20 protein-coding genes are annotated in these 20132 nt (G+C 64.3%); 11 read left to right on the top strand and 9 right to left on the bottom strand.

From position 1 onward, the window contains the following. Positions 1-2 precede the first annotated feature (2 nt). The gene (trpE, locus tag AX756_RS09325; protein WP_068310342.1) at positions 3-1517 is read left to right on the top strand and encodes an anthranilate synthase component I; all 1515 of its coding nucleotides are present in this window, start codon (positions 3-5) and stop codon (positions 1515-1517) included. 189 nt (positions 1518-1706) lie between these two features. Further along, positions 1707-2786 (top strand): AI-2E family transporter, encoded by a 1080-nt coding sequence (locus tag AX756_RS09320; RefSeq protein ID WP_068310620.1) that lies wholly within the window; start codon positions 1707-1709, stop codon positions 2784-2786. A 9-nt stretch (positions 2787-2795) separates the two neighbouring features. On the opposite strand, the gene AX756_RS09315 is transcribed toward AX756_RS09320, so the two are convergent. The 3 genes from AX756_RS09315 to AX756_RS09305 all read right to left on the bottom strand — a co-directional run bounded on the left by AX756_RS09315 (position 2796) and on the right by AX756_RS09305 (position 7229). Beyond that, positions 2796-3587, bottom strand: a complete 792-nt coding sequence (locus AX756_RS09315; protein ID WP_082739027.1) for an endonuclease/exonuclease/phosphatase family protein — start codon at positions 3585-3587, stop codon at positions 2796-2798. Positions 3588-3607: 20 nt separating this feature from the next. Beyond that, the gene (gene cls / locus AX756_RS09310; protein WP_068310340.1) at positions 3608-5020 is read right to left on the bottom strand and encodes a cardiolipin synthase; all 1413 of its coding nucleotides are present in this window, start codon (positions 5018-5020) and stop codon (positions 3608-3610) included. Positions 5021-5126: 106 nt separating this feature from the next. Next, positions 5127-7229: a divergent polysaccharide deacteylase family protein gene (locus AX756_RS09305; protein WP_068310338.1), complete on the bottom strand. Its 2103-nt coding sequence runs from the start codon at positions 7227-7229 to the stop codon at positions 5127-5129. Positions 7230-7368: 139 nt separating this feature from the next. On the opposite strand from AX756_RS09305, the gene AX756_RS09300 reads away from it, so the two are divergent. The 7 genes from AX756_RS09300 (at position 7369) to lexA (ending at position 12888) form a co-directional block, all read left to right on the top strand. Further along, a complete protein-coding gene (locus AX756_RS09300; protein ID WP_068310336.1) occupies positions 7369-7950 on the top strand; it encodes an anthranilate synthase component II in 582 nt (193 codons plus the stop codon). Next, a complete protein-coding gene (gene trpD, locus AX756_RS09295) occupies positions 7947-8966 on the top strand; it encodes an anthranilate phosphoribosyltransferase (RefSeq protein ID WP_068310334.1) in 1020 nt (339 codons plus the stop codon). The genes AX756_RS09300 and trpD overlap by 4 nt, the downstream gene beginning before the upstream one ends. After that, the gene (locus tag AX756_RS09290) at positions 8963-9631 is read left to right on the top strand and encodes a uracil-DNA glycosylase (protein ID WP_068310332.1); all 669 of its coding nucleotides are present in this window, start codon (positions 8963-8965) and stop codon (positions 9629-9631) included. Before trpD ends, AX756_RS09290 begins: the two co-directional genes overlap by 4 nt. After that, positions 9628-10452, top strand: a complete 825-nt coding sequence (trpC, locus tag AX756_RS09285) for an indole-3-glycerol phosphate synthase TrpC (protein ID WP_068310331.1) — start codon at positions 9628-9630, stop codon at positions 10450-10452. Before AX756_RS09290 ends, trpC begins: the two co-directional genes overlap by 4 nt. Next, the gene (gene moaC, locus AX756_RS09280) at positions 10452-10928 is read left to right on the top strand and encodes a cyclic pyranopterin monophosphate synthase MoaC (RefSeq protein WP_068310329.1); all 477 of its coding nucleotides are present in this window, start codon (positions 10452-10454) and stop codon (positions 10926-10928) included. The genes trpC and moaC overlap by 1 nt, the downstream gene beginning before the upstream one ends. After that, positions 10925-12097 (top strand): molybdopterin molybdotransferase MoeA, encoded by a 1173-nt coding sequence (locus tag AX756_RS09275; RefSeq protein ID WP_068310326.1) that lies wholly within the window; start codon positions 10925-10927, stop codon positions 12095-12097. Before moaC ends, AX756_RS09275 begins: the two co-directional genes overlap by 4 nt. 92 nt (positions 12098-12189) lie before the next feature. Continuing rightward, positions 12190-12888: a transcriptional repressor LexA gene (gene lexA / locus AX756_RS09270; protein WP_068310324.1), complete on the top strand. Its 699-nt coding sequence runs from the start codon at positions 12190-12192 to the stop codon at positions 12886-12888. An 11-nt stretch (positions 12889-12899) separates the two neighbouring features. Here the strand turns inward: lexA and AX756_RS09265 are convergent, their stop codons facing one another. After that, the gene (locus AX756_RS09265) at positions 12900-14990 is read right to left on the bottom strand and encodes a ComEC/Rec2 family competence protein (RefSeq protein WP_068310322.1); all 2091 of its coding nucleotides are present in this window, start codon (positions 14988-14990) and stop codon (positions 12900-12902) included. A gap of 241 nt (positions 14991-15231) precedes the next feature. On the opposite strand from AX756_RS09265, the gene gltX reads away from it, so the two are divergent. Both gltX and gltA read left to right on the top strand, forming a co-directional pair. Next, a complete protein-coding gene (gene gltX / locus AX756_RS09260) occupies positions 15232-16650 on the top strand; it encodes a glutamate--tRNA ligase (RefSeq protein ID WP_068310618.1) in 1419 nt (472 codons plus the stop codon). A 75-nt stretch (positions 16651-16725) separates the two neighbouring features. Further along, positions 16726-18018 carry a citrate synthase gene (gene gltA / locus AX756_RS09255; protein WP_438938398.1) on the top strand — a complete coding sequence of 431 codons (1293 nt, stop codon included), beginning with the start codon at positions 16726-16728 and terminating at the stop codon, positions 18016-18018. A 72-nt stretch (positions 18019-18090) separates the two neighbouring features. Here gltA and AX756_RS25585 read toward each other — a convergent pair whose 3' ends face one another. The 5 genes from AX756_RS25585 to AX756_RS09235 are packed head-to-tail and all read right to left on the bottom strand — an operon-like array spanning position 18091 to position 20083. Further along, positions 18091-18261, bottom strand: coding sequence for a hypothetical protein (locus AX756_RS25585; protein ID WP_156461437.1), 171 nt, complete (start codon positions 18259-18261; stop codon positions 18091-18093). Between the two features lie 28 nt (positions 18262-18289). Continuing rightward, the gene (locus AX756_RS09250) at positions 18290-18715 is read right to left on the bottom strand and encodes a hypothetical protein (RefSeq protein WP_068310318.1); all 426 of its coding nucleotides are present in this window, start codon (positions 18713-18715) and stop codon (positions 18290-18292) included. Between the two features lie 15 nt (positions 18716-18730). Continuing rightward, the gene (locus AX756_RS09245) at positions 18731-18925 is read right to left on the bottom strand and encodes a hypothetical protein (RefSeq protein ID WP_068310316.1); all 195 of its coding nucleotides are present in this window, start codon (positions 18923-18925) and stop codon (positions 18731-18733) included. After that, the gene (locus tag AX756_RS09240; protein ID WP_194247529.1) at positions 18912-19481 is read right to left on the bottom strand and encodes a holin family protein; all 570 of its coding nucleotides are present in this window, start codon (positions 19479-19481) and stop codon (positions 18912-18914) included. Before AX756_RS09240 ends, AX756_RS09245 begins: the two co-directional genes overlap by 14 nt. Next, positions 19472-20083, bottom strand: a complete 612-nt coding sequence (locus AX756_RS09235) for a holin-associated N-acetylmuramidase (RefSeq protein WP_068310314.1) — start codon at positions 20081-20083, stop codon at positions 19472-19474. The genes AX756_RS09240 and AX756_RS09235 overlap by 10 nt, the downstream gene beginning before the upstream one ends. Positions 20084-20132 lie beyond the last annotated feature (49 nt).

The raw sequence follows: 20132 nt of genomic DNA, 5'->3' as shown, positions 1-20132 counted from the left end.
CGATGACCCAGCTTTTCCCCTCCCAGGACGACTTCGCCAAGGGCTTCGATGCCGGACGCAACCAGGTCGTCTATGCACGTCTTGCCGCCGATCTGGACACGCCGGTGAGCCTGATGCTCAAGCTCGCGGGTGCGCGGACGGACAGCTTCATGCTCGAATCCGTCACTGGCGGCGAACTGCGGGGGCGGTATTCCATCGTCGGGCTGAAGCCGGACCTGATCTGGAAATGCGAGGGCTCTCAGGCGCGGATCAACCGGCAGGCGCGGTTCGACGCAGAGTCTTTCGAGGACGAGCAGGCCGACCCGCTGACCTCGCTGCGCTCCCTGATCGCCGAGAGTCGGATCGAGTTGCCCGATGACCTGCCATCGGCCGCGGCGGGCCTCTATGGCTATCTCGGCTATGACATGATCCGCCTTGTCGAGCATCTGCCCAATGTGAACCCCGACCCTGTCGGCCTGCCGGATGCGGTGATGATGCGCCCCTCCGTGGTGGCGGTTCTGGACGGCGTGAAGGGCGAGGTGATCCTCGTCTCCCCCGCGTTCACCGGCTCGGGGCTGACGGCCAAGGCCGCATATGCCCAGGCGGCCGAACGGGTGATGGATGCGCTGCGCGATCTCGATTTTGGATTGCGGGGCGAGTCGCGCAACCTTGCCGACGCACTTGACGTGGGCGAGCCGGTGTCGAACTTCACCAAGCCTGCCTACATGAAAGCCGTTGAAAAGGCGAAGGAATACATCAAGGCCGGCGACATCTTCCAGGTCGTCCCCTCGCAGCGCTGGACGGTGCATTTCCCGCTACCGCCCTTCGCGCTCTATCGCAGCCTGCGGCGCACGAACCCCTCGCCCTTCATGTTTTTCTTCAATTTCGGCGGCTTCCAGGTGATCGGCGCCAGCCCCGAGATCCTCGTCCGGCTGCGCGAGGGCGAGGTGACAATCCGGCCCATCGCCGGCACCCGCCACCGCGGTAACAACGAGGAAGAGGATCGCGCGCTGGAAGCCGATCTTCTGGGCGACGAAAAGGAAATGGCAGAGCACCTGATGCTGCTGGACCTCGGCCGCAACGATGTCGGCCGGGTGGCAAAGATAGGCACGGTGAAGCCCACCGAGGAATTCGTCATCGAGCGCTATTCCCACGTCATGCATATCGTCTCCAACGTGGTGGGCGAGTTGAAGGATGGCGAGGATGCACTCTCGGCCCTGCTCGCCGGCCTGCCCGCCGGAACGGTATCCGGCGCGCCGAAGGTGCGGGCGATGGAGATCATCGACGAGCTGGAGCCGGAGAAGCGTGGTGTCTATGGCGGCGGGGTGGGCTATTTCTCCTCCGATGGCGACATGGACATGTGCATCGCGCTGCGCACCTCTGTGCTCAAGGACGAGCAGCTCTATATCCAGGCCGGCGGCGGGGTTGTCTATGACAGCAACCCGGAAGCGGAGTGGCAGGAAACGGTGAACAAATCCCGGGCCATCCGCGCCGCGGCACAAGATGCCGGGCGTTTCGCGCGCGGCGGGAACAGCTGAGGCCAGAGGGCAGCCACCGGCTCTTGACAATCTTCCCGATTTCTACCGGCGGCTGAGCGTCCTGTACAGACGGCGAAGCGTGGGGCAGCGCGCCCCTTCAGCGGCTGCTCTTGGCTTTGCCGCAACAGTTTGCTTGCCTGTACTGCCCCCCCATGCCCAACTTCCCGTAGCGCAATAATGGGTTTCTTCATGCATAGCTCCACCGACGCCAAGGTCATTGACCTCACCATCCGAATTGGATTTCTCGGGCTCTTCATCTACGGCTCGCTGATGCTCGTCGCCCCGCTCGTGGGGTTGATGCTCTGGGCGGTCATCCTGACTGTCGCCGTCTACCCGCTTCATGCGACCCTGTCGGGGTGGCTCGGAGGGCGCCAGAAAATCTCCGCGACCTTCCTGACATTGATAGGCCTTGCGATCACGCTCGGCCCAGTGGCGCTACTCGGACTTGGTATCATGGAGGCCGGGCAGACCATCAATGAAGGGCTCGCGAAAGGGACGCTACATATCCCACCACCGTCAGAAACCGTGATCGACTGGCCGGTGGTCGGGCCGAAACTGCACGCAGCCTGGAACTCCGCGCATTCCGATATCCTTGAGATGATCGGGCGGTTCGAACCACAATTGCTCAAGGCCGGCAGCCTGTTGCTCGGGCAGTTGGCCGGTGCCAGCATGGGTGTCCTTACGTTGGCGATGGCTGTGCTCATCATGGGCGTTCTGCTGATCGCGGGACCGGGTCTCGTGATGGGCGCGCGCAAATTCGCCAATCGGGTCTTTGCCGATAGTGGCCCGCTGCTGGTCGACATGGCCGGGGCGACGGTGCGCAATGTCTCGCGCGGCGTGATCGGCGTTGCGGTGATCCAGGCATTGATGGCCGGGATCGTGATGGCCGCGTTCGGGATCGGCGCTGCGGGGCCGCTGTCGCTGGTGGCGCTTCTGCTGGGCGTCATCCAGATCGGGCCGGGGCCGGTCCTGCTGCCGGTCATCATCTGGGCCTGGACATCGATGGATACCGTTACGGCGCTGCTTTTCACGCTGCTGATGCTTCCGGTGATGGTGATCGACAATGTGCTCAAGCCGATCTTCATGTCGCGCGGGCTGAACACGCCGATGCTTGTCATACTGATCGGGGTTCTGGGCGGGCTCATGGCTTACGGCCTGATCGGGATATTCGTGGGGCCGGTCATCCTGTCGGTCTTCTACGAACTCTTCACCCACTGGATCAATCACGAGCCGGAGCCAGCCGCCGCACGGATCGAAGAAGAAACCTGAAGCGGGGCCCTACGTACCACGGAAGGTGTTCCACCACTGCTGCGTGCCGGGCGAGAGCGAGACGGAGCTCTCAAAGGTCGGCAGAGCGGGCACGCCCGGCTCGGCCGGGGCGAGTGCGATATCGGCCCAGACCGGCAGGTGGTCGGAGGCGCGACTGGCGAGCGCCCCCTCTTCTACCCCCGCGTCGCGCAGCGCCACCTTGCGGCCAAGCGCGAACCGGTCGAGGCTGGCAATCGGGCGCGCGGCATGGAAGGAATTGCCGGGGCTGATCACCTCGTAATCTTCATCGAGCGGCTCCAGCCCGCGCCCCTCGGACCACTCGTTGAAATCGCCGAGAATTACAGTGCGCGCCGGAGCGTCGTCCAGATGGCCGCGGATGGTTTCGAGCTGCAGCCGCCGGAAATTCCGCACCAGCCCCAGATGCGCCCCGACGATAGCAAGCGGCCCCTCGGCCGTGGCGATATCCACCCGCACCGCGCCGCGCGGTTCAAGCCCCGGCAGCCCGATATGCCCGGTGGCGAGGATCTCGTGATCGCGATGCACCAGGACCGCGTTGCCATGCCAACCGAGGCTGACCTCGTTGCGCGAAAGCGGTGCGATGCGGAAATCGGTCTCGGCCTCGATCATGCGCCGGCAGAGCACGGAAGGCCGCTCGCCCAGGCGCTTGTCGACCTCCTGAAGCGCCACCAGATCGGCCTGCAGCATGTTGATCACGTCGATGATCCGAGCGGGATCGCGGCGGAAATCCACCCCGACGGCCTTCTGGATATTGTAGCTGGCCAGTCGAAGGTCCTTTGACATTACATTTCCCGACACATGCTCTACAGGATCGGCGCGAGCAGGCGGGCGAAAGGCGCACCGATGCGCCGTCGCCATGGCTGCTCGTCCAGACTCTTCTCCAATAGATAGGCACGCGCGAAATCCGCTTCCAGCATGAAGGCCACTTCCTCGGCCACGCGGCTGTCGAAGAACATTGCCGTTGCCTCGAAATTGAGCCGGCAGGAGCGGTTATCCATGTTCGTGGTGCCAACGGAGGCGATATCGTCATCCACCAGGATCACCTTCTGATGCATGAAGCCCGCATCATAGCGCCAGATACGGACACCGGCATCGCGGATCTCGTCGAAATAGGCGAAGGCGGCGAGCCAGGGTATCTTGTGGTCAATCACATCCGGCACGAGAATGCGCACATCCACCCCGCGCAGGGCGGCCAGCTTGAGCGCTGTCAGGATATCGACATCCGGCACGAAATAGGGCGAGGCGATCCAGATCCGCCGCGTCGCCCGCGTGATACAGGCACAGAAATAGAGCGAGCCGGTTTCCAGCCGGTCCCCCGGGCCGGTGGCGACGATGAGCGCATCCATATTGTCTGGAGACGACTCCGTCGCCCATTTCAGCTTCGGAATAAGCAAAGTCTGCGTGGCCCAGTGCCAATCCTCGGCAAAGACGAGTTGAAGCTGCTGCACGACAGGACCGGTCAGACGGCAATGGGTGTCGCGCCAGTCGCCGAATTTCTCGTTTCGCCCCATGTATTCGTCACCGACATTCAACCCGCCGATGAAGCCGACCTGTCCGTCGATGACCACGGTCTTGCGGTGGTTGCGGAAATTGACCTGGAAACGGTGGCGGGGGCCGCGGATGGCATGAGCGTTGACGACCTCCACGCCCGCCTCCTGGAGGTCATCAAGATAGCTCTGCGGAAGTTTCGCGCTGCCTACGGAGTCAAAGAGCAGCCGCACGCTCACCCCGCGACCAGTTGCGGCCTTCAGGCGTTCGGCAAAGGCGCGACCAAGATGATCGTCATTGATGATGTAGAACTGGACGAGGATGTATTCCTCGGCCTTATCCAGCGCTTCGAAGATCGCGTCGAAGGTTTCCCGCCCATCCACCAGCAGATCGAAGCCATTGCCGCCCACGACCGGCATTTCCGCGATCCGCTCGAAACTGGCAAAGCCAAAGAGACCGCCATCGCCGCTGGCCGGGTTCTGCTCCCGAAAGGTCCCGACGCCGGCGATCACCTCCTCGGAATCGCGCCGTGCGATGACATATCCGCGGAACTTCGTATGCCCCAGCACGAGAAACGCCGGTACAGAGATCCACGGCATCGAGATCAGAAAAGCGACCCAGGCAATGGAGCCTTGCGGCGTACGCGCCCGGGCAACCGCCCGGTAGGCGAAATAGATCGCAAAGACCTCCAGCACGACATAGCTGACGGCATAGATCGAAACCCACATTGCAGCACCTCCCCTGCGGCAGGATGCATCCAATGCCGGTGCCGCGGCAAGGTTTCATCCTGCCGAACCACCGGTTTCAGGTGCCGAACGGGCCCGAAATCGGGCCCTATTGCTGGCGCAGCACCGCCGAGACCGGGGCAAGCGCCACCTGGCCGGCCTTGCCGCCAAGCGCCCAGGAGAACAGCGCGGTCACGGTTTCTGGCCGGCTGTGGCCGACCATGATGACCGATCCGTCCTGCGCCGCCTTGAAGGCCGCGCGGTCAAGATACCTGCGGATGGTGGCGCTACTCTCGTCGCCGGCATCCAGCACCCGGTAGACCAGCCCGACCGGCGAGTCCCCCTTGCGAGCCGCCGCGTCCAGAGGGCCAAGCCCGCGCGACCAGCCGATCAGCCCATGCCCTTCCTGCGCCGCGATCATCAGCGCCTGCTCGACCAGTTCCCGCTTGCCGGCGATGCCGCCCTCTTCCGGGTCCATCAGGGCGACGGCCTGCGGCAGTTGCGCCAGATGCGACTCAAGCGAGGTTTCCAGGTCTCGGGCAGTCGCGCCCTCGGGCAATCCGCTGGCAAGCGCCACAACCTCGAAGCCGGCCCGGGCAAATTCCTCGGCGGCTGCGCGCGCGTCCGGCCGGGTCGGATCGATGGCAAATGTCACCGGGAAGGAGAAAGTGCTCAGCACGGAGCGGTCGAGCCCGCCGTCGCCCTCGTCGATCAGGATCACCGAAAAGAGCGGCTTACCTTCCGTGTTCTCGAACGGGCGGGCGTTGCGGGCCAGCGCGCCGAGCTTCAGTTCCTGCTCTGCCGGCGGATCCTGGCTCTCCGTGGTCTCGGCAAGAGCCAGCTCTGCCTCGCCCGCATCATCGGCTCCACCGATCTGCGGCAGGCGCGAAGAGACCCCGCCGCGCTCGGTGAGCGGGCGGATATGGGTTGCGATCCCCTTCGCTTCGGTCGCCGGTGCCTGCGATCCGGTCACCGTCTCCGGTGCGACCGGATCGGTCTGTTCGGCCATGGCAACCGTCGCGGAACCATCGCCAAAGGCGCCGCCGGCAAGCGGGCCGTCGCTGGCCACGACGGGGGCGATTTCCACGGTTTGGGCTGCAGGGCTGGCTGCGTCCTGCGTGGTGGCAGGCGCGGTCGCAACCGGATCCGGCGTTTCCTGCACGGCCGAGACGAAGGCGCCTCCGGTCGCTGGCGCGAGCGCGGTGACTTCCGGGGCCGGCGCGCCTGCGGCGACGGTTTCTTCCGCCCCGGTGGCGGGCTGGCGATCCGCCGTTTCCGCCGTCCCTGCGAGGGTATCGGTAGCGCCCGGATCGGCGGCCATGGTTTCGGAATCGCTGGCGGCCTGCACGCTCTGAGGCGCTTCAGGGGCAAGCGAGGAAACTGCCGGCGGCGCACCGGCCGTTTCCGCCATCTGCGCTGCCTGCGTTTCCGGTGCATCGACCGCTTTCACGGACTCGGCTTCGGTCTCGACCTCGGCGATGGTTTCCTGAGACCCTTCGCTCGGAGCCACGGCGGGCGCCTCGACGGTTTCGGCCCGACGCGGTGGCGGGAAGCCATTGACGAGGTTGCTGTCCGGCGCGGCCTCTCCGCTGTCCGCCTGTGGCAAGGCAGGCCCGGTGGCGGCCTCGGGGGCGTTGCCCTGGGCAGGCGCGGTCGTATCCGCCGCCTCGGGCTCTGCTACCGGCGCATTCGGTGCGGACACTTCCATACCGGGCAATGCCGGGCGCGGCGCGGCATCTTGTGGCAGGCTCGCCACGACATCCTCGCCACCTCGCGACGGCGCAGTTGGCGCCGAGACCTGGGCCGGCGCGGCGGCCCCTTCGGGCAGCTCGGCTTGCGTCTCGGCCGGCGCCTTGCGGAACTCGGAGCCGGCAGGCAGCTCGACAGCGGTCGCGGGGCGTTCCTGCGCGCCGCTCGCAGCCGCATCGGAGGCGGGCGGTTCGGCCGCGGGCTCCGGCGTGCTCTCAGCTTCGGGGCTTTCCATGAGGGGGGCCACGCCGGGCGCGGCCTCCTCCGCCGGCGCGACCGTTTCGGTCCCCGTGTCCGTTCCGTCCGGCATGGCTTCACCATCTGCCGGAGTTTCAGCCGTTTCCGCTGCGTTTTTCGACATTTGTCGGGATGCGTCGATTGGCGAAAGCTGTGACATGGCGCCGAGGACGACGACCGAGATTATGCTGCCCCAGATCAGGCCCGACAGGATTCCGCGTCCCATCTCTTACCCCTGTTGTTATCGTTGTGCTCCGCCAAGGGCCCCCTTTCGGGCGGGATGACCTTGACCCCGGCGAATGCCTCTGAACATGTATAGCCCGACCCGTTCGCCGGTTCACCCCCTATTGCTCGGACCTGACGCTATGCTGCTACTTATCGATAATTACGACAGCTTTACCTATAACCTCGTCCATTATCTGGGCGAGCTTGGGGCCGATGTTCAGGTCTGGCGAAACGATGCAATGGACGTTCAGCAGGCCATGGGTCTCGGTGCCGAGGCGATCATCCTCAGCCCTGGCCCCTGCGATCCGGCGCAGGCTGGCATCTGCCTGCCGCTGACAAAGGCCGCCGCCGAGGCAGGCGTGCCGCTCTTGGGCGTCTGCCTTGGGCACCAGACAATCGGCGAAGCCTTCGGCGGCAAGGTGGTCCGCTGCCACGAGATCGTGCATGGAAAGATGGGCCATATACACCATGACGGGCGCGGCGTGTTCGATGGGATCGACGGCCCCTTCGAGGCGACTCGCTATCACTCGCTGGTGGTGGAGCGCGAGAGCCTGCCCGATTGCCTGGAAGTGTCTGCCTGGCTTGAAGACGGCACCATCATGGGGCTGCGGCACAAGAGCCTGCCCATCGAGGGCGTGCAGTTCCACCCCGAAAGCATCCGGTCCGAGCATGGCCACAAGATGCTCGGCAACTTCCTCAACCGCATGAAGGTGCCGGCATGAGCGATACACTCAAACCCCTGATCGGCCCCGCCGCCGACCGTCCGCTGACCGCAGCCGAAGCCGAGACCGCCTTTGACGCTCTGTTCGAGGGCGAGGCGACGCCCAGCCAGGTTGGCGGCTTCCTGATGGCGCTGCGCACACGGGGCGAGACGGTCGAGGAGATCGCTGCCGCCGCCCGCGTGATGCGCGCCAAGTGCAACGCCGTGACCGCCCCCGAAGGCGCGATGGATATCGTCGGCACCGGTGGCGACGGCAAGGGCACGCTGAATATCTCCACCGCGACCGCCTTTGTGGTGGCAGGCGCGGGCGTTCCGGTGGCCAAGCATGGCAACCGCAATCTCAGCTCCAAGTCCGGCGCGGCCGACGCGCTCGGGCAGATGGGCATCAACGTCATGGTTGGCGTCGACGTGGTGAACAAGGCGCTGGCCGAGGTCGGCATCGCCTTCATGATGGCGCCGATGCATCACCCGGCGATGCGCCATGTCATGCCGACGCGGGCAGAGCTGGGCACTCGGACGATCTTCAATATCCTCGGTCCCCTGACCAACCCCGCCGGTGTCAAGCGGCAGTTGACCGGCGCTTTTTCGAAGGACCTGATCCGTCCAATGGCCGAGACGCTGGCCTCGCTCGGCTCGGAAGCCGCCTGGCTGGTGCATGGCTCCGATGGCACCGACGAGCTGTCCATCGCAGGCCCCTCCTGGGTGGCCGAGCTGAAGGATGGCGTGGTGAGCGACCGCGAGGTCTCGCCCGAGGATGCCGGCCTGCCGGTGCACCCGTTCGAGGCCATCCTGGGCGGAACGCCCGAGGAGAACGGCAAGGCCTTTGCCGCGCTTCTGGCGGGCGAACCGGGTGCATACCGTGATGCGGTCCTGCTCAACACCGCCGCCGCGCTGGTCGTGGCGGGTGTTGCCAGCGACCTGCATCAGGGCGTCGAGATGGGCCGCGCCTCCATCGACAGCGGCGCGGCCAAGGACAAGATCACCGCTCTGGCTGCGCTGACCTCCGCCGCCGGATGACCCCCGGGACGGCGCATATCGGGGCCTGGGCCGAGCTGCCTTTCTTCCGGGAGGACCTGCCGGCCATTGCCGACGCGCTTGAAGCAGAGCCGCGACAGGTGCTGCCCGCGCCAGAACGGATCTTTGCCGCGCTCGAGATGACCCAACCCGAACAGACCCGCGTGGTGATCCTCGGGCAGGATCCCTACCCGACGCCCGGCCACGCGCATGGGCTGGCCTTTTCGGCCGAGGCGGATGTGCGGCCTCTGCCCCGCTCGCTTGGCAATATCTACAAGGAGATGCGGGCCGATCTTGGCGACGCACCGAGGAATGCGGACCTGCGTTTCTGGGCGAGACAGGGTGTTTTGCTCCTCAACTCGGTACTGACTGTGCCGGCGGGCGAGGCCAACGGGCACAAGGCGCTCGGCTGGCAGACGCTCACCGCGCAGGTGCTGGATCGGCTCTCGGATGCCCCGCGCGTCTTCCTGCTCTGGGGCCGTCCGGCGCAGAAGGCCGCAGCGCAATCGCTGCAGGGCGCGCATCACCTGCGGATCGAGACCGCCCATCCCTCGCCATTGTCTGCAAGCCGAGGTTTTTTCGGCTCCCGCCCCTTTTCACGCGCGAATACATGGCTGCAGGAACGTGGCCACACCCCTATCAATTGGATTACCCCGGAGGCCGCATGAGCACGCCGACAATTCTTGAAAAGATCAAGGCCTATAAACTGGAACATATCGCGGCCTGCAAGGAGGCCCGCCCGCTCGAAGAGATCGAGGCGATGGCCAAGGCCGCGCCGCGCGTGCGTCCATTTGCGAACGCGCTCGCCAAGGCAATCCAGAACGGCTACGGCCTGATTGCCGAGGTCAAGAAAGCCAGCCCGTCGAAAGGCTTGATCCGGGAGGATTTCAACCCGGCCGTGCTGGCCGAAGCCTATGAGAAAGGCGGGGCGACCTGCCTGTCGGTGCTCACGGACGGCCCGTCCTTTCAGGGCGACGATGCTTTCCTGATGGCCGCGCGCGAGGCGGTGTCCCTGCCCGTGTTGCGCAAGGACTTCATGTACGAGACCTACCAGGTCGTCGAGGCACGCGCGCTTGGGGCCGACTGCATCCTGATCATCATGGCCTCTGTTTCTGACGATCAGGCTGCCGAGTTGGAAGCCGCCACCGTCGAACTGGGCATGGATGCGTTGATCGAGGTGCACAACCGCGAGGAGCTGGACCGGGCTTTGCGCCTGAAATCCCGCCTGATCGGCATCAACAACCGCGACCTGAACACTTTCGAGACAACGCTCGACACCACGCGCAACCTCATCAAGCATATTCCAGCGGACCGGCTGATCGTCTCCGAGAGCGGATTGAGCGGGCCGAAGGAACTGGCCGAACTGGCCATGTATGGCGCGCGTTGCTTCCTCATCGGCGAGAGCCTGATGCGCCAGGATGACGTGGAAAAGGCAACCCGGGATCTGCTCGCAAACCCGCTGACCGCCGCGCATGGTGGGGGGATGTAATGACGCTCACGCATTTCGACGCGTCCGGACAGGCGCATATGGTCGATGTCTCGGACAAGGCGGTGACATCGCGCGTGGCCGTGGCCGAGGGCTGGGTGAAGATGCTCCCGGAGACGCTGGCCCATGTCGAAGCCGGCACCTCCAAGAAGGGCGATGTGCTTGGCATCGCCCGCCTCGCCGGAATCATGGGCGCCAAGAAGACCTCCGAGTTGATCCCGCTCTGCCACCCGCTGCCGATTACCAAGGTGTCGGTGGAACTGGAGCCGGATGCGGAGCTGCCCGGGGTACGGATCTCCGCCACCGTGAAGACGACCGGGCAGACCGGCGTCGAGATGGAGGCGTTGACGGCAGTCTCGACCGCGGCCCTGACCGTCTATGACATGCTGAAGGCGGTAGAGAAGAGCATGGAGATCGGCGGCGTCCGCGTGACGCTCAAGGATGGCGGCAAGTCCGGCCGTTACGAGGCCGCGCCATGATCCCGGTACGCGAGGCGCTGGAAGAGGTTCTCGCCCTTGCCGAGGTTCTGGAAACCGAAACCGTACCGCTTCAGGCGGCGGCGGGCCGCGTTCTGGCCGAACCGGTCATCGCCAGGCGCCTCCAGCCGCCCTTTGCGGCCTCCGCGATGGATGGATACGCGATCCGCAGGGAGGATCTGGCGCAGGACGCCCGTTTCGACGTGATCGGTGATGCCCCGGCGGGGCGCGCCTTCGAAGGCACAGTCGGCCCCGGACAGGCAGTGCGGATCTTCACAGGCGGGGTTGTTCCCGAGGGCGCGGATTTCGTAGTCATTCAGGAAAATGTCCGCCGTGACGGTGATCGGATCACGCTCACCGATGCCGATGCCCATAGCGACAATATCCGCCCTGCCGGTGGCGATTTCCGCCCCGGCGACCGGATAGAGGCCCCAAGGCGGCTTGTACCGGGCGATGTCGCGCTTGCGGCGGCGATGAATGTGCCCGAGCTGGTGGTGCGCCGTCGCCCTGTCGTGGCGTTGTTGGCGACCGGTGACGAGCTGGTCATGCCGGGAGAAGAACCGAAACCGGACCAGATCGTTGCCTCAAACTCCTTCGGGTTGAAGGCGATGTTCGAGGCCGAGGGCGCCGAGGTGCGGATGTTGCCCATCGCGCGCGACACGGAGGCGAGCCTGCGCGCGGCCTTCGCTCTGGCCAGTGGCGCAGACCTGTTGGTCACCATCGGTGGCGCCTCGGTTGGCGACCATGACCTTGTCAGCAAGGTCGCGGGAGATCTCGGCATGGAGCGTGCCTTCTACAAGGTCGCCATGCGGCCCGGAAAGCCGCTCATGGCCGGTCGCTTGAACGGAGCAGCCATGATTGGCCTACCCGGAAACCCTGTTTCCGCAATGGTTTGCGGCCATCTTTTTATCCTGCCGATGCTGCGCTCCATGCTGGGCCTCGGCCGGGCGCCGGCGCCCCGGCAAAAGGCGGTGCTGGGAAGCGACGTTCGGGCAAACGGCCCACGCGAGCACTACATGCGCGCCATGGTCAAAGACGGCATCGTGACCGCATTCGAGCGACAGGATTCCGCGCTGCTGACGGTCCTTGCCGGCGCGAATGCGCTGTTGATCCGCCCTGTCAAGGACGGGCCACGACAGGCAGGCGACGAGGTCGAAATCGTCCCGCTTTGAGCGGGACGGTTGACACAAAACGTGAACACTGGCAGAACATCCCGTAAACGCGCGTCATTCCGCGCCTGTTGGGAACCGAACGAGGGCCTGCCATGCTGACGAAGAAACAACTCGATCTTCTGGAGTTCATCCACAAGCGCGTGCAGCGTGACGGCGTGCCGCCTTCCTTCGACGAGATGAAGGACGCGCTGGACCTGCGTTCCAAGTCCGGCATTCACCGCCTCATCACCGCGCTGGAAGAACGGGGGTTCATCCGTCGCCTCGCACACCGGGCGCGGGCCATCGAGATCGTGAAGCTGCCGGATTCGATGCTGGCCAAGGGCTTTACCCCAACCGTGATCGACGGAGACCTGCCCGATAGCGGACACGCACCGAGCGGCGCGATGCCGGTCAAGGTGCACGCGACCGAGCTTCCGGTGATGGGCCGGATCGCGGCCGGTGTTCCGATCGAGGCCATCAGCCAGATCAGTCATACCGTTGCCGTGCCGGGACAGATGGTCGGTGCCGGCAAGCATTACGCGCTCGAAGTACGCGGGGACTCGATGATCGATGCCGGCATCAACGATGGCGACATCGTCGTGATCCGCGAACAGAGCACGGCAGACGATGGCGACATCGTGGTTGCGCTGGTGGTTGAGTCCAGCGAAGCGACGCTGAAGCGTTTCCGCCGCAAGGGCAAGATGATCGCGCTCGAAGCCGCCAACCCGGCCTATGAGCCGCGCATTCTGCGCGACGATCAGGTGAAGGTTCAGGGCCGACTGGTTGGGCTGATCCGCAGCTATCTGAACTGACCATCGGGGGGTCAGCGGGTCCAGAGCCGCTGACCGGATGTTTCTGCGACCGTCTCCACGTGCAGCCCGTCGGACCTCATCCAGATCGCCACCGCGCCGCTTTCGCGCAGCGATGCTGCATCGAACGCAAGACAGCTGCCTGACGGACGGTCTGCCAGTGGCTTGTTGGAGACGATCACGTCGGCTTCGCAACGTCCGCTGAAGGCTTCGGCCGCCTTCACACCTGACAAGGCCAGGATGCGGGTGCCTGTGACCTCCAAATACCGCGTGCCGCGTGGACCGGAGACACCCTCTCGTGCGGCGGCCTGCTCCTGATCCGCGCCGTCTCCATCGTTTTCGAGCCAGTTTCCGGCCGCGAACCCGTCGCCGCGCGGTTTGGAAAGGACCCGGCCGCCCTCGCCCATGACACCGACAAGCCCACCCGTATCCGCGATCAGGATCGGCGGCCGTTCCGCCTGAAACCAAAGAAAGACCGCGGCCAGGATCGGACACAGCCCGAGCCACCGTCCGGCTCCACGCCAGATGATGAGCAGAAGAAACCCGAGGCTGAGGCTTGGCAGCACCCAGGGGCCGGGCGCAATGACATAGGTTACGGCTCCCTCGATGCCGGCAATCCTGTCGGCCACCAGCAGGATCCACTCCAAACCGTAGCGCATGACCTGCAACGGCAACCATGCCAGCCCAAGTGGCCCCAATAGTGCGACTGCAACCGCGGCGGGCATGATGAGCGCCCCCATCAGGGGCACCGAAAGCAGGTTCGCGATCAACCCATAATCGGCGATCCGATTGAAATGCGCGGCCCCGAAAGGTGCTGTCGCGGCGCCGGCCACGGCCGAGGAGAGCACCACCGCCAATATCGGGGCCAGCCAACGCGGCAGCCTTGGCAACCGGTCCCGATAGTCGCGCAACAGGCCAAAGACGGCGACAAGCGCGGTCGTTGCGGCAAAGGACATCTGGAAGCCGGCGCCGAACAACGCTTCAGGCGCCAAAACGAGGATCAGGCTCGCCGCGATCGCCACGGAGCGCAGCGAAATCGCCCGCCGCTCCAGCAGCACCGCCACAAGCATCACGGAGACCATGATGAAGGCCCGTTCGGTCGAAACCGCCCCGCCGGAGAGCGCCAGATAGGCCGCCCCGGCCAGAAGCGCGCCGATTGCGGCGAATTTCCGGGTCGGGTAACGCAAGGCGAACCATGGGAAAAGCGCCATCCCCGCACGCAGCGCCGAAAAGACCACCCCGGTCAGCAGCCCCATATGCAGTCCGGATATGGCAAGCAGGTGCGCCATGTTTGTCGCACGCAGCGCCTCGACGCTTTCACGCGGCATCGCGGAGCGGTCCCCGGTCAGGATGACCGCCGCAAAGGCACCGGCCGCGCCGGGAATACGCGCCTGCACCCATTCGCTGATGACGATCCGCAGGCGAAACACCGAAAGGCCAGCCCGCCCGTCGTCGGCGGGCATAAGCGCCAGGACCGGCGTCCGCGAGTAGCCGACCGCCCCGAGTCGTTCGAACCATGCCAATCGGCGGAATTCGAAACCACCGGGTTCGACCGGCCCGTTGGGCGCAGACAGGTGGCCGGTCAGGATGACGGTTAGTCCCGGCTCGGGCGCGACATGCGGACCGTCGCCATGCAGAGACACCCGCACCCGTGTCGGAACGCGTTCGGGGCGAATGTCTTCCAGCACAACATTGTCGAGCGTCAAACGCAGCTTGTCCGAGGAGGAGCGGTCGATATCGACGATCCGGCCCTCAATGGGGCCGTAATAACGGAACCCCAGCACAGGTGCGGTCACAGAATGCGCCCGCGCTCCGGCCAGAAGCACCCCGATCAGGATCAGGGTCGCGCCCCAGAAGACCGGCGCGACGAGCTCGCCGCTGCGCAAACCGAGGCCCGCAAGTCCTACGGCCAATGCACCGCAGACCCAGTAGACTCCGCTCGAAGGCTCGTTGGGAAGTGAAAACCACGTGCCGATCCCGATGGAGAGACAGATCGGCACCCAAAGCAGCAGGTGCCCCCGTTGCGCCAGAAGCGCCCCGGAGATCCGCAGCCGCGTGGCTGCCGGGCGGTCAGACAGCGCCCCGGGCAAGGGTTCCGCATACATCGCCCCACCCTTGGGCGATCACGGTTACCAAAGGATTAACACCATTCTCCGGCGCCCGTCCGTCATGTCCGGCACCCGCGCGAAGGGAAGGAAATCTGTGACGACCGGCGCTCTTTCCTTCGACATGCCAAGCGATTATAGCTTGCTCGACCAAGAGACATGGGCGCGAGGAACGAAGCCGGATTCATCCTGCAACTTCAGAAACTTGAACGCCCGACCGATCGAAAGGCAGACAGGATTCATGGCTGAAGCCAAACAGGTAGTCACCCGCATCGCTCCCTCGCCAACGGGCTTCATGCATATCGGCACGGCCCGCACGGCGCTGTTCAACTGGCTCTACGCGCGCGGGCGCGGTGGGAAATTTCTGCTGCGGATCGAGGATACCGACCGTGAGCGCTCCACGCCGGAAGCCACGGATGCGATTCTGGCGGGAATGCGCTGGCTTGGGCTGGACTGGGATGGCGATGCCGTGAGCCAGTTCGAGCGCGTCGAGCGCCACGCGGAAGTGGCACATACGTTGCTTGAGAACGGCGGTGCCTACAAATGCTTCTCCACGCAAGAAGAAATCGCGGCTTTCCGCGAGGCGGCCCGCGCCGAGGGCAAATCCACCCTTTTCCGCTCGCCCTGGCGGGATTCCGACCCGACCGCCTTCCCGGACGCGCCCTATGTCGTGCGCATCAAGGCGCCGAGCGAGGGCACGACGGTGATCGACGATCAGGTGCAGGGCAAGGTGACCTTCAAGAACGCCGAGTTGGACGACATGATCCTGCTGCGTTCGGACGGCACGCCGACCTATATGCTCGCCGTGGTTGTCGATGACGTTGATATGGGCGTCACCCATGTCATCCGGGGCGATGACCACCTGGCCAATGCCGCGCGCCAGTCGCTGATCTATGCCGCCATGGGCTGGGAGTTGCCCGTCTACGCGCATATCCCACTGATCCTGGGGCCGGACGGCAAGAAACTCTCCAAGCGGCACGGGGCGACCGGTGTCGAAGAATACCAGAAGATGGGCTACCCGGCCGCCGGCATGCGCAATTACCTCACGCGGCTCGGCTGGAGCCACGGCGATGACGAGTTCTTCACCGATGCGCAGGCGCTTGAGTGGTTTGACTTCGACGGAATCAACAAGTCCGCAGCCCGCTTCGATTTCAAGAAACTCGAGAATCTGTGCGGACAGCATATTGCAGCTGCAGAAGATTCCGATTTGGTGACCGAAATTCTCGCATATCTGGACGCAATCGGCGCTGAAAACCTTGCCGCAGAAAAGAAAGATGGTCTGTCTCGTGGAATGTATTGCCTCAAGGAGCGCGCGAAGACATTCGAAGAACTCCTTGAAAAGGCACACTTCATTCTTGGAGACCGCCCCTTTGAGCCCGATGCGAAATCCGCGAAGAGCCTCGATCCGGTATCCCGTGGTATACTGGAAGAATTGACGCCGCACCTGCAAAATGCTAGCTGGTCCCGCAATGGGTTGGAGGAGGCCGTCGCCGGGTTTGCGGAGGACAAGGAACTCAAGCTTGGCAAGATCGCTCAGCCCTTGCGTGCCGCCCTCGCCGGGCGCACGGTGACACCGAGCGTCTTCGACATGATGCTCGTGATCGGTCGGGAGGAGACCCTTGGCCGTATAGAGGATGCCGCGGGCCGAGCGGGGGAGTGATCCACCGGCCCGCACTTGGTAAAGCCGTGCCCACCAAGGAAATACTTGGCCGGGCGAAGTCAGAGAGGGATGTCAATGACTGAAAGAAAAGCGACGCTCACGTTCGACGACAAGACGCTAGAACTGCCGATTTATTCCCCCACACTGGGTCCGGACGTTTTGGACATCCGCAAACTCTACGCCCAAGGCGATGTGTTTACCCACGACCCGGGTTTCACCTCGACCTCGGCCTGCGAGTCCACCATCACCTTCATCGATGGCGAAAAGGGTGAATTGCTGCACCGCGGCTACCCGATCGACCAGTTGGCCGCGGACAGCCACTATCTCGAGGTCTGCTACCTGCTTCTCTACGGAGAGCTGCCGACCCGGGCACAGATGGAAGATTTCGAGACCCGTGTGACACGCCACACGATGCTGCACGACCAGATGACCTATTTCTATCGCGGTTTCCGCCGCGACGCGCACCCGATGGCAATCATCGTGGGCGTGATGGGCGCGATGTCGGCCTTCTACCACGACTCTACCGACATCACCGATCCCTGGCAGCGCGAGGTCGCCTCGATCCGCCTGATCGCCAAGATGCCGACCATCGTGGCATGGGCCTACAAGTACTCGATCGGGCAGCCCTTCGTGTACCCCAACAACAAGCTGGGTTACGCGGCGAACTTCCTCAACATGTGCTTCTCTGTCCCGGCAGAAGACTATGCGATCGACCCGATCTTGGCCCGCGCCATGGACCGGATCTTCACGCTTCATGCCGACCACGAGCAGAACGCGTCGACCTCGACCGTCCGCTTGGCGTCTTCCTCGGGCGCAAACCCGTTCGCCTGTATCGCAGCCGGCGCGGCCTGTCTCTGGGGTCCCGCACATGGCGGCGCCAACCAGGCCTGCCTTGAAATGCTGCGCGAAATCGGTACCGTCGATCGGATCCCCGAGTTCATCGCCCGCGCCAAGGACAAGAACGACCCGTTCCGCCTGATGGGCTTCGGCCACCGCGTCTACAAGAACACCGACCCGCGCGCCAAGGTGTTGAAGGAGTCGGCCGACGAAGTGCTCGACCTGCTGGGGGTTCACGATAACCCGACGCTCCAGGTCGCCAAGGAACTGGAAGCGCAGGCCATCGCCGACCCGTATTTCTCCGAGAAGAAACTGTTCCCGAACGTGGACTTCTACTCGGGGATCATCCTCGAAGCGATGGGTTTCCCGACCTCGATGTTCACCCCGATCTTCGCGCTGTCGCGGACCGTCGGCTGGATCTCGCAGTGGCACGAGCAGCTCTCGGATCCGGAGCACAAGATCGGCCGCCCGCGCCAGCTCTATACCGGCGAGCCGCATCGCGACTACGTTCCGGTCGACAAACGCGGCTAAGCTCAGTCATAAGCCAAACGCAGAAGGCCGGGGAAATCCCCGGCCTTTTTCAGTTTCCAGCAGAGCGGCGCGTCAGTTCGGCTGCTCAAAGATTTCCTTGAGCGCCGTATCGAGACGATCTGCCGCCTCCCGGTTCTGCTCCAGCGAGTGGATGAAGCGGCGCCCCAGAAGGAGTTTTCTCAGAAGCTTGAAGCTCGCCGCGCCAAGCCGCCCAAGCGCGCCCGCCATGCGGCCGAAAAACATGCTTTCGCCTCCATCAGACACGGCCGTCTCACCCCACCAGAGCCAGCAGCAGGCTCGAGAACAGAAGAGCGCCCGCCACCGGAAGAAGAAAAGCACCGCGACGATAGCCGAAGGAGGTCTCCAGCACCTCGAAATGCAACACCGCGCCGGTCATCAGCAACCCCATCAACAACAACAAAAGCTCGTTCTCGTTCATCCAGGCCGGCCGCCCAAGCTGTGCCGATAGCCACCCCCACCCCATGACCATCGCCGATCCGGCCCACGAGAAGGCCATTCCCAGCGACAGCGGCGACATCCGCATGCCCCAAAGCCAGAGGAAAATGGCGGAGATCATCAGCGCCATGATTGTCAGCGCACCGAACAGGATCTCGGCCGTCCCCACATAACCTTGCATCAGGAATGCCAAATGCGTCCCCGCAAGGACAAGTACATAAATCGAAAGGGCCTGTTTCACTTTCCCGGTCTCCTCTCAGCCCACGCGGTCACGCGGCAGGCGTTCACGGATCAAGGTGGTGATTTCCACGATGATCTCGGTATTGCGGTTCAGGATGGTCCGGGTCGCATCATCCTTTTGATGGTCCCGGAACAGCAGGTAGAAAACCAGAAGCACCCACGGCCCGTGCTCCGTGGCCAGGGAGATCCAGAAGTCGTCAGGAATGGGCATTCTTCCACTCCGCAAGCGCGGCATTTTCCGGGAAATTGCCCTCGATCACATTGGTCTCGGCGGACTGGGCCTCTTCCACGCCCGACCCCGATTGCAACGCCCGAAGTGCCGAGATGCCTTGCGTCACCTGCCCTGCCCGGGCCAGCGTCGTTGCTATGGAGCGCTGAAAGTCCTGCCCTTTTGCCTGGTGGCGCGCGCCGAAATAGAAACCGACGATCGCCCCCAGAAGCCACCAGAGCGGCTCCGGAACCAGCGCGATACCCTGCATGCGCGAGGCAAACCAGATCGGATCGACCATTGCCGACACGAACAGGCCCAGAGTGCCCAGTGCCATCGCCGGGCGCGGAACCCGGTTCAGGCCATCGATCACCTTGTCAAAGGTGGATCTCTGCTCCAGAGCAAACTCCGCCGCGAACTGGCTCAACGCGGACTGAACCTGTTCCGCGTCCCGCTCCGCACCATTTTCCGCGTTCTCGCGAAACACCTCCACCGTTTCGACCACGACATTCCGCCCGCTCCCGAACAAGGTCGAGACCAGCTCGTTGATCATCCCCATTGCGCCACCCGTTCCTTGTGTTCGCCCTCGCTCAGGTGAAACCGTGGCGAGATGAACTCCTCTGACCGCCGGATCCAGCCGCCCTTGCCGCCATCGCGACGGCGGGCATATTTCCGGCTCGACGGTCGGCGGTCTGCCAAGGCGTAGTAATAGTTCCGGCGGGCGATCCCGTACGCATCTGCCAGATGCTCCGGTGCCGTCCGCGCGGCGGTATCGGCCGCCGCGAGGGTCTGCGGCCCGATAGCACCGTCCACCGCGATCTCCTCGCCCATCTGGCAAAGCAGTCGTTGCAGGATCTTCACCGCGTTGGAGCCTGCGTTCACATACATGTCGAACACACTGGCATGCAGGCATTCGGGCAGATCGGAGATGCGCGGGCGACGGAAGTAGTGCTCGATAAAGATGTTTTCCGCGGTTTTTCGATCCAGTTTTCGGACATCCGCCACTGTGACCCGTCCATCACCGTCGAGATCCAGGCCGAGCCGGCGCATGGTGCCTATAGTCACGCCATATTTCGTGGCGCCCCCCGGATCATCGGGATCATTCACGAAGCCACCCTCGCGGGCGACGATTTCATGTGCAATTGCCTCAATGTTTTTCATGGAGCCTGTTCCCCGGCACAATTGGATAGGACGAAAGCTGCGCCAAAGT

It is taken from the genome of Aliiruegeria sabulilitoris, assembly GCF_001558155.1.
GTDB lineage: Bacteria > Pseudomonadota > Alphaproteobacteria > Rhodobacterales > Rhodobacteraceae > Tropicimonas > Tropicimonas sabulilitoris.
This window is presented reverse-complemented; position numbering and strand designations above follow the sequence as displayed.

Excerpts from the sequence above, each read along its gene's own strand:
- trpE (WP_068310342.1), top strand. The coding sequence starts at position 3 with ATGACCCAGCTTTTCCCCTCCCAGGACGACTTCGCCAAGGGCTTCGAT.
- AX756_RS09320 (WP_068310620.1), top strand. The coding sequence starts at position 1,707 with ATGCATAGCTCCACCGACGCCAAGGTCATTGACCTCACCATCCGAATT.
- AX756_RS09315 (WP_082739027.1), bottom strand. The coding sequence starts at position 3,587 with ATGTCAAAGGACCTTCGACTGGCCAGCTACAATATCCAGAAGGCCGTC.
- cls (WP_068310340.1), bottom strand. The coding sequence starts at position 5,020 with ATGTGGGTTTCGATCTATGCCGTCAGCTATGTCGTGCTGGAGGTCTTT.
- AX756_RS09305 (WP_068310338.1), bottom strand. The coding sequence starts at position 7,229 with ATGGGACGCGGAATCCTGTCGGGCCTGATCTGGGGCAGCATAATCTCG.
- AX756_RS09300 (WP_068310336.1), top strand. The coding sequence starts at position 7,369 with ATGCTGCTACTTATCGATAATTACGACAGCTTTACCTATAACCTCGTC.
- trpD (WP_068310334.1), top strand. The coding sequence starts at position 7,947 with ATGAGCGATACACTCAAACCCCTGATCGGCCCCGCCGCCGACCGTCCG.
- AX756_RS09290 (WP_068310332.1), top strand. The coding sequence starts at position 8,963 with ATGACCCCCGGGACGGCGCATATCGGGGCCTGGGCCGAGCTGCCTTTC.
- trpC (WP_068310331.1), top strand. The coding sequence starts at position 9,628 with ATGAGCACGCCGACAATTCTTGAAAAGATCAAGGCCTATAAACTGGAA.
- moaC (WP_068310329.1), top strand. The coding sequence starts at position 10,452 with ATGACGCTCACGCATTTCGACGCGTCCGGACAGGCGCATATGGTCGAT.
- AX756_RS09275 (WP_068310326.1), top strand. The coding sequence starts at position 10,925 with ATGATCCCGGTACGCGAGGCGCTGGAAGAGGTTCTCGCCCTTGCCGAG.
- lexA (WP_068310324.1), top strand. The coding sequence starts at position 12,190 with ATGCTGACGAAGAAACAACTCGATCTTCTGGAGTTCATCCACAAGCGC.
- AX756_RS09265 (WP_068310322.1), bottom strand. The coding sequence starts at position 14,990 with ATGTATGCGGAACCCTTGCCCGGGGCGCTGTCTGACCGCCCGGCAGCC.
- gltX (WP_068310618.1), top strand. The coding sequence starts at position 15,232 with ATGGCTGAAGCCAAACAGGTAGTCACCCGCATCGCTCCCTCGCCAACG.
- gltA (WP_438938398.1), top strand. The coding sequence starts at position 16,726 with ATGACTGAAAGAAAAGCGACGCTCACGTTCGACGACAAGACGCTAGAA.
- AX756_RS25585 (WP_156461437.1), bottom strand. The coding sequence starts at position 18,261 with ATGTTTTTCGGCCGCATGGCGGGCGCGCTTGGGCGGCTTGGCGCGGCG.
- AX756_RS09245 (WP_068310316.1), bottom strand. The coding sequence starts at position 18,925 with ATGCCCATTCCTGACGACTTCTGGATCTCCCTGGCCACGGAGCACGGG.
- AX756_RS09240 (WP_194247529.1), bottom strand. The coding sequence starts at position 19,481 with ATGGGGATGATCAACGAGCTGGTCTCGACCTTGTTCGGGAGCGGGCGG.
- AX756_RS09235 (WP_068310314.1), bottom strand. The coding sequence starts at position 20,083 with ATGAAAAACATTGAGGCAATTGCACATGAAATCGTCGCCCGCGAGGGT.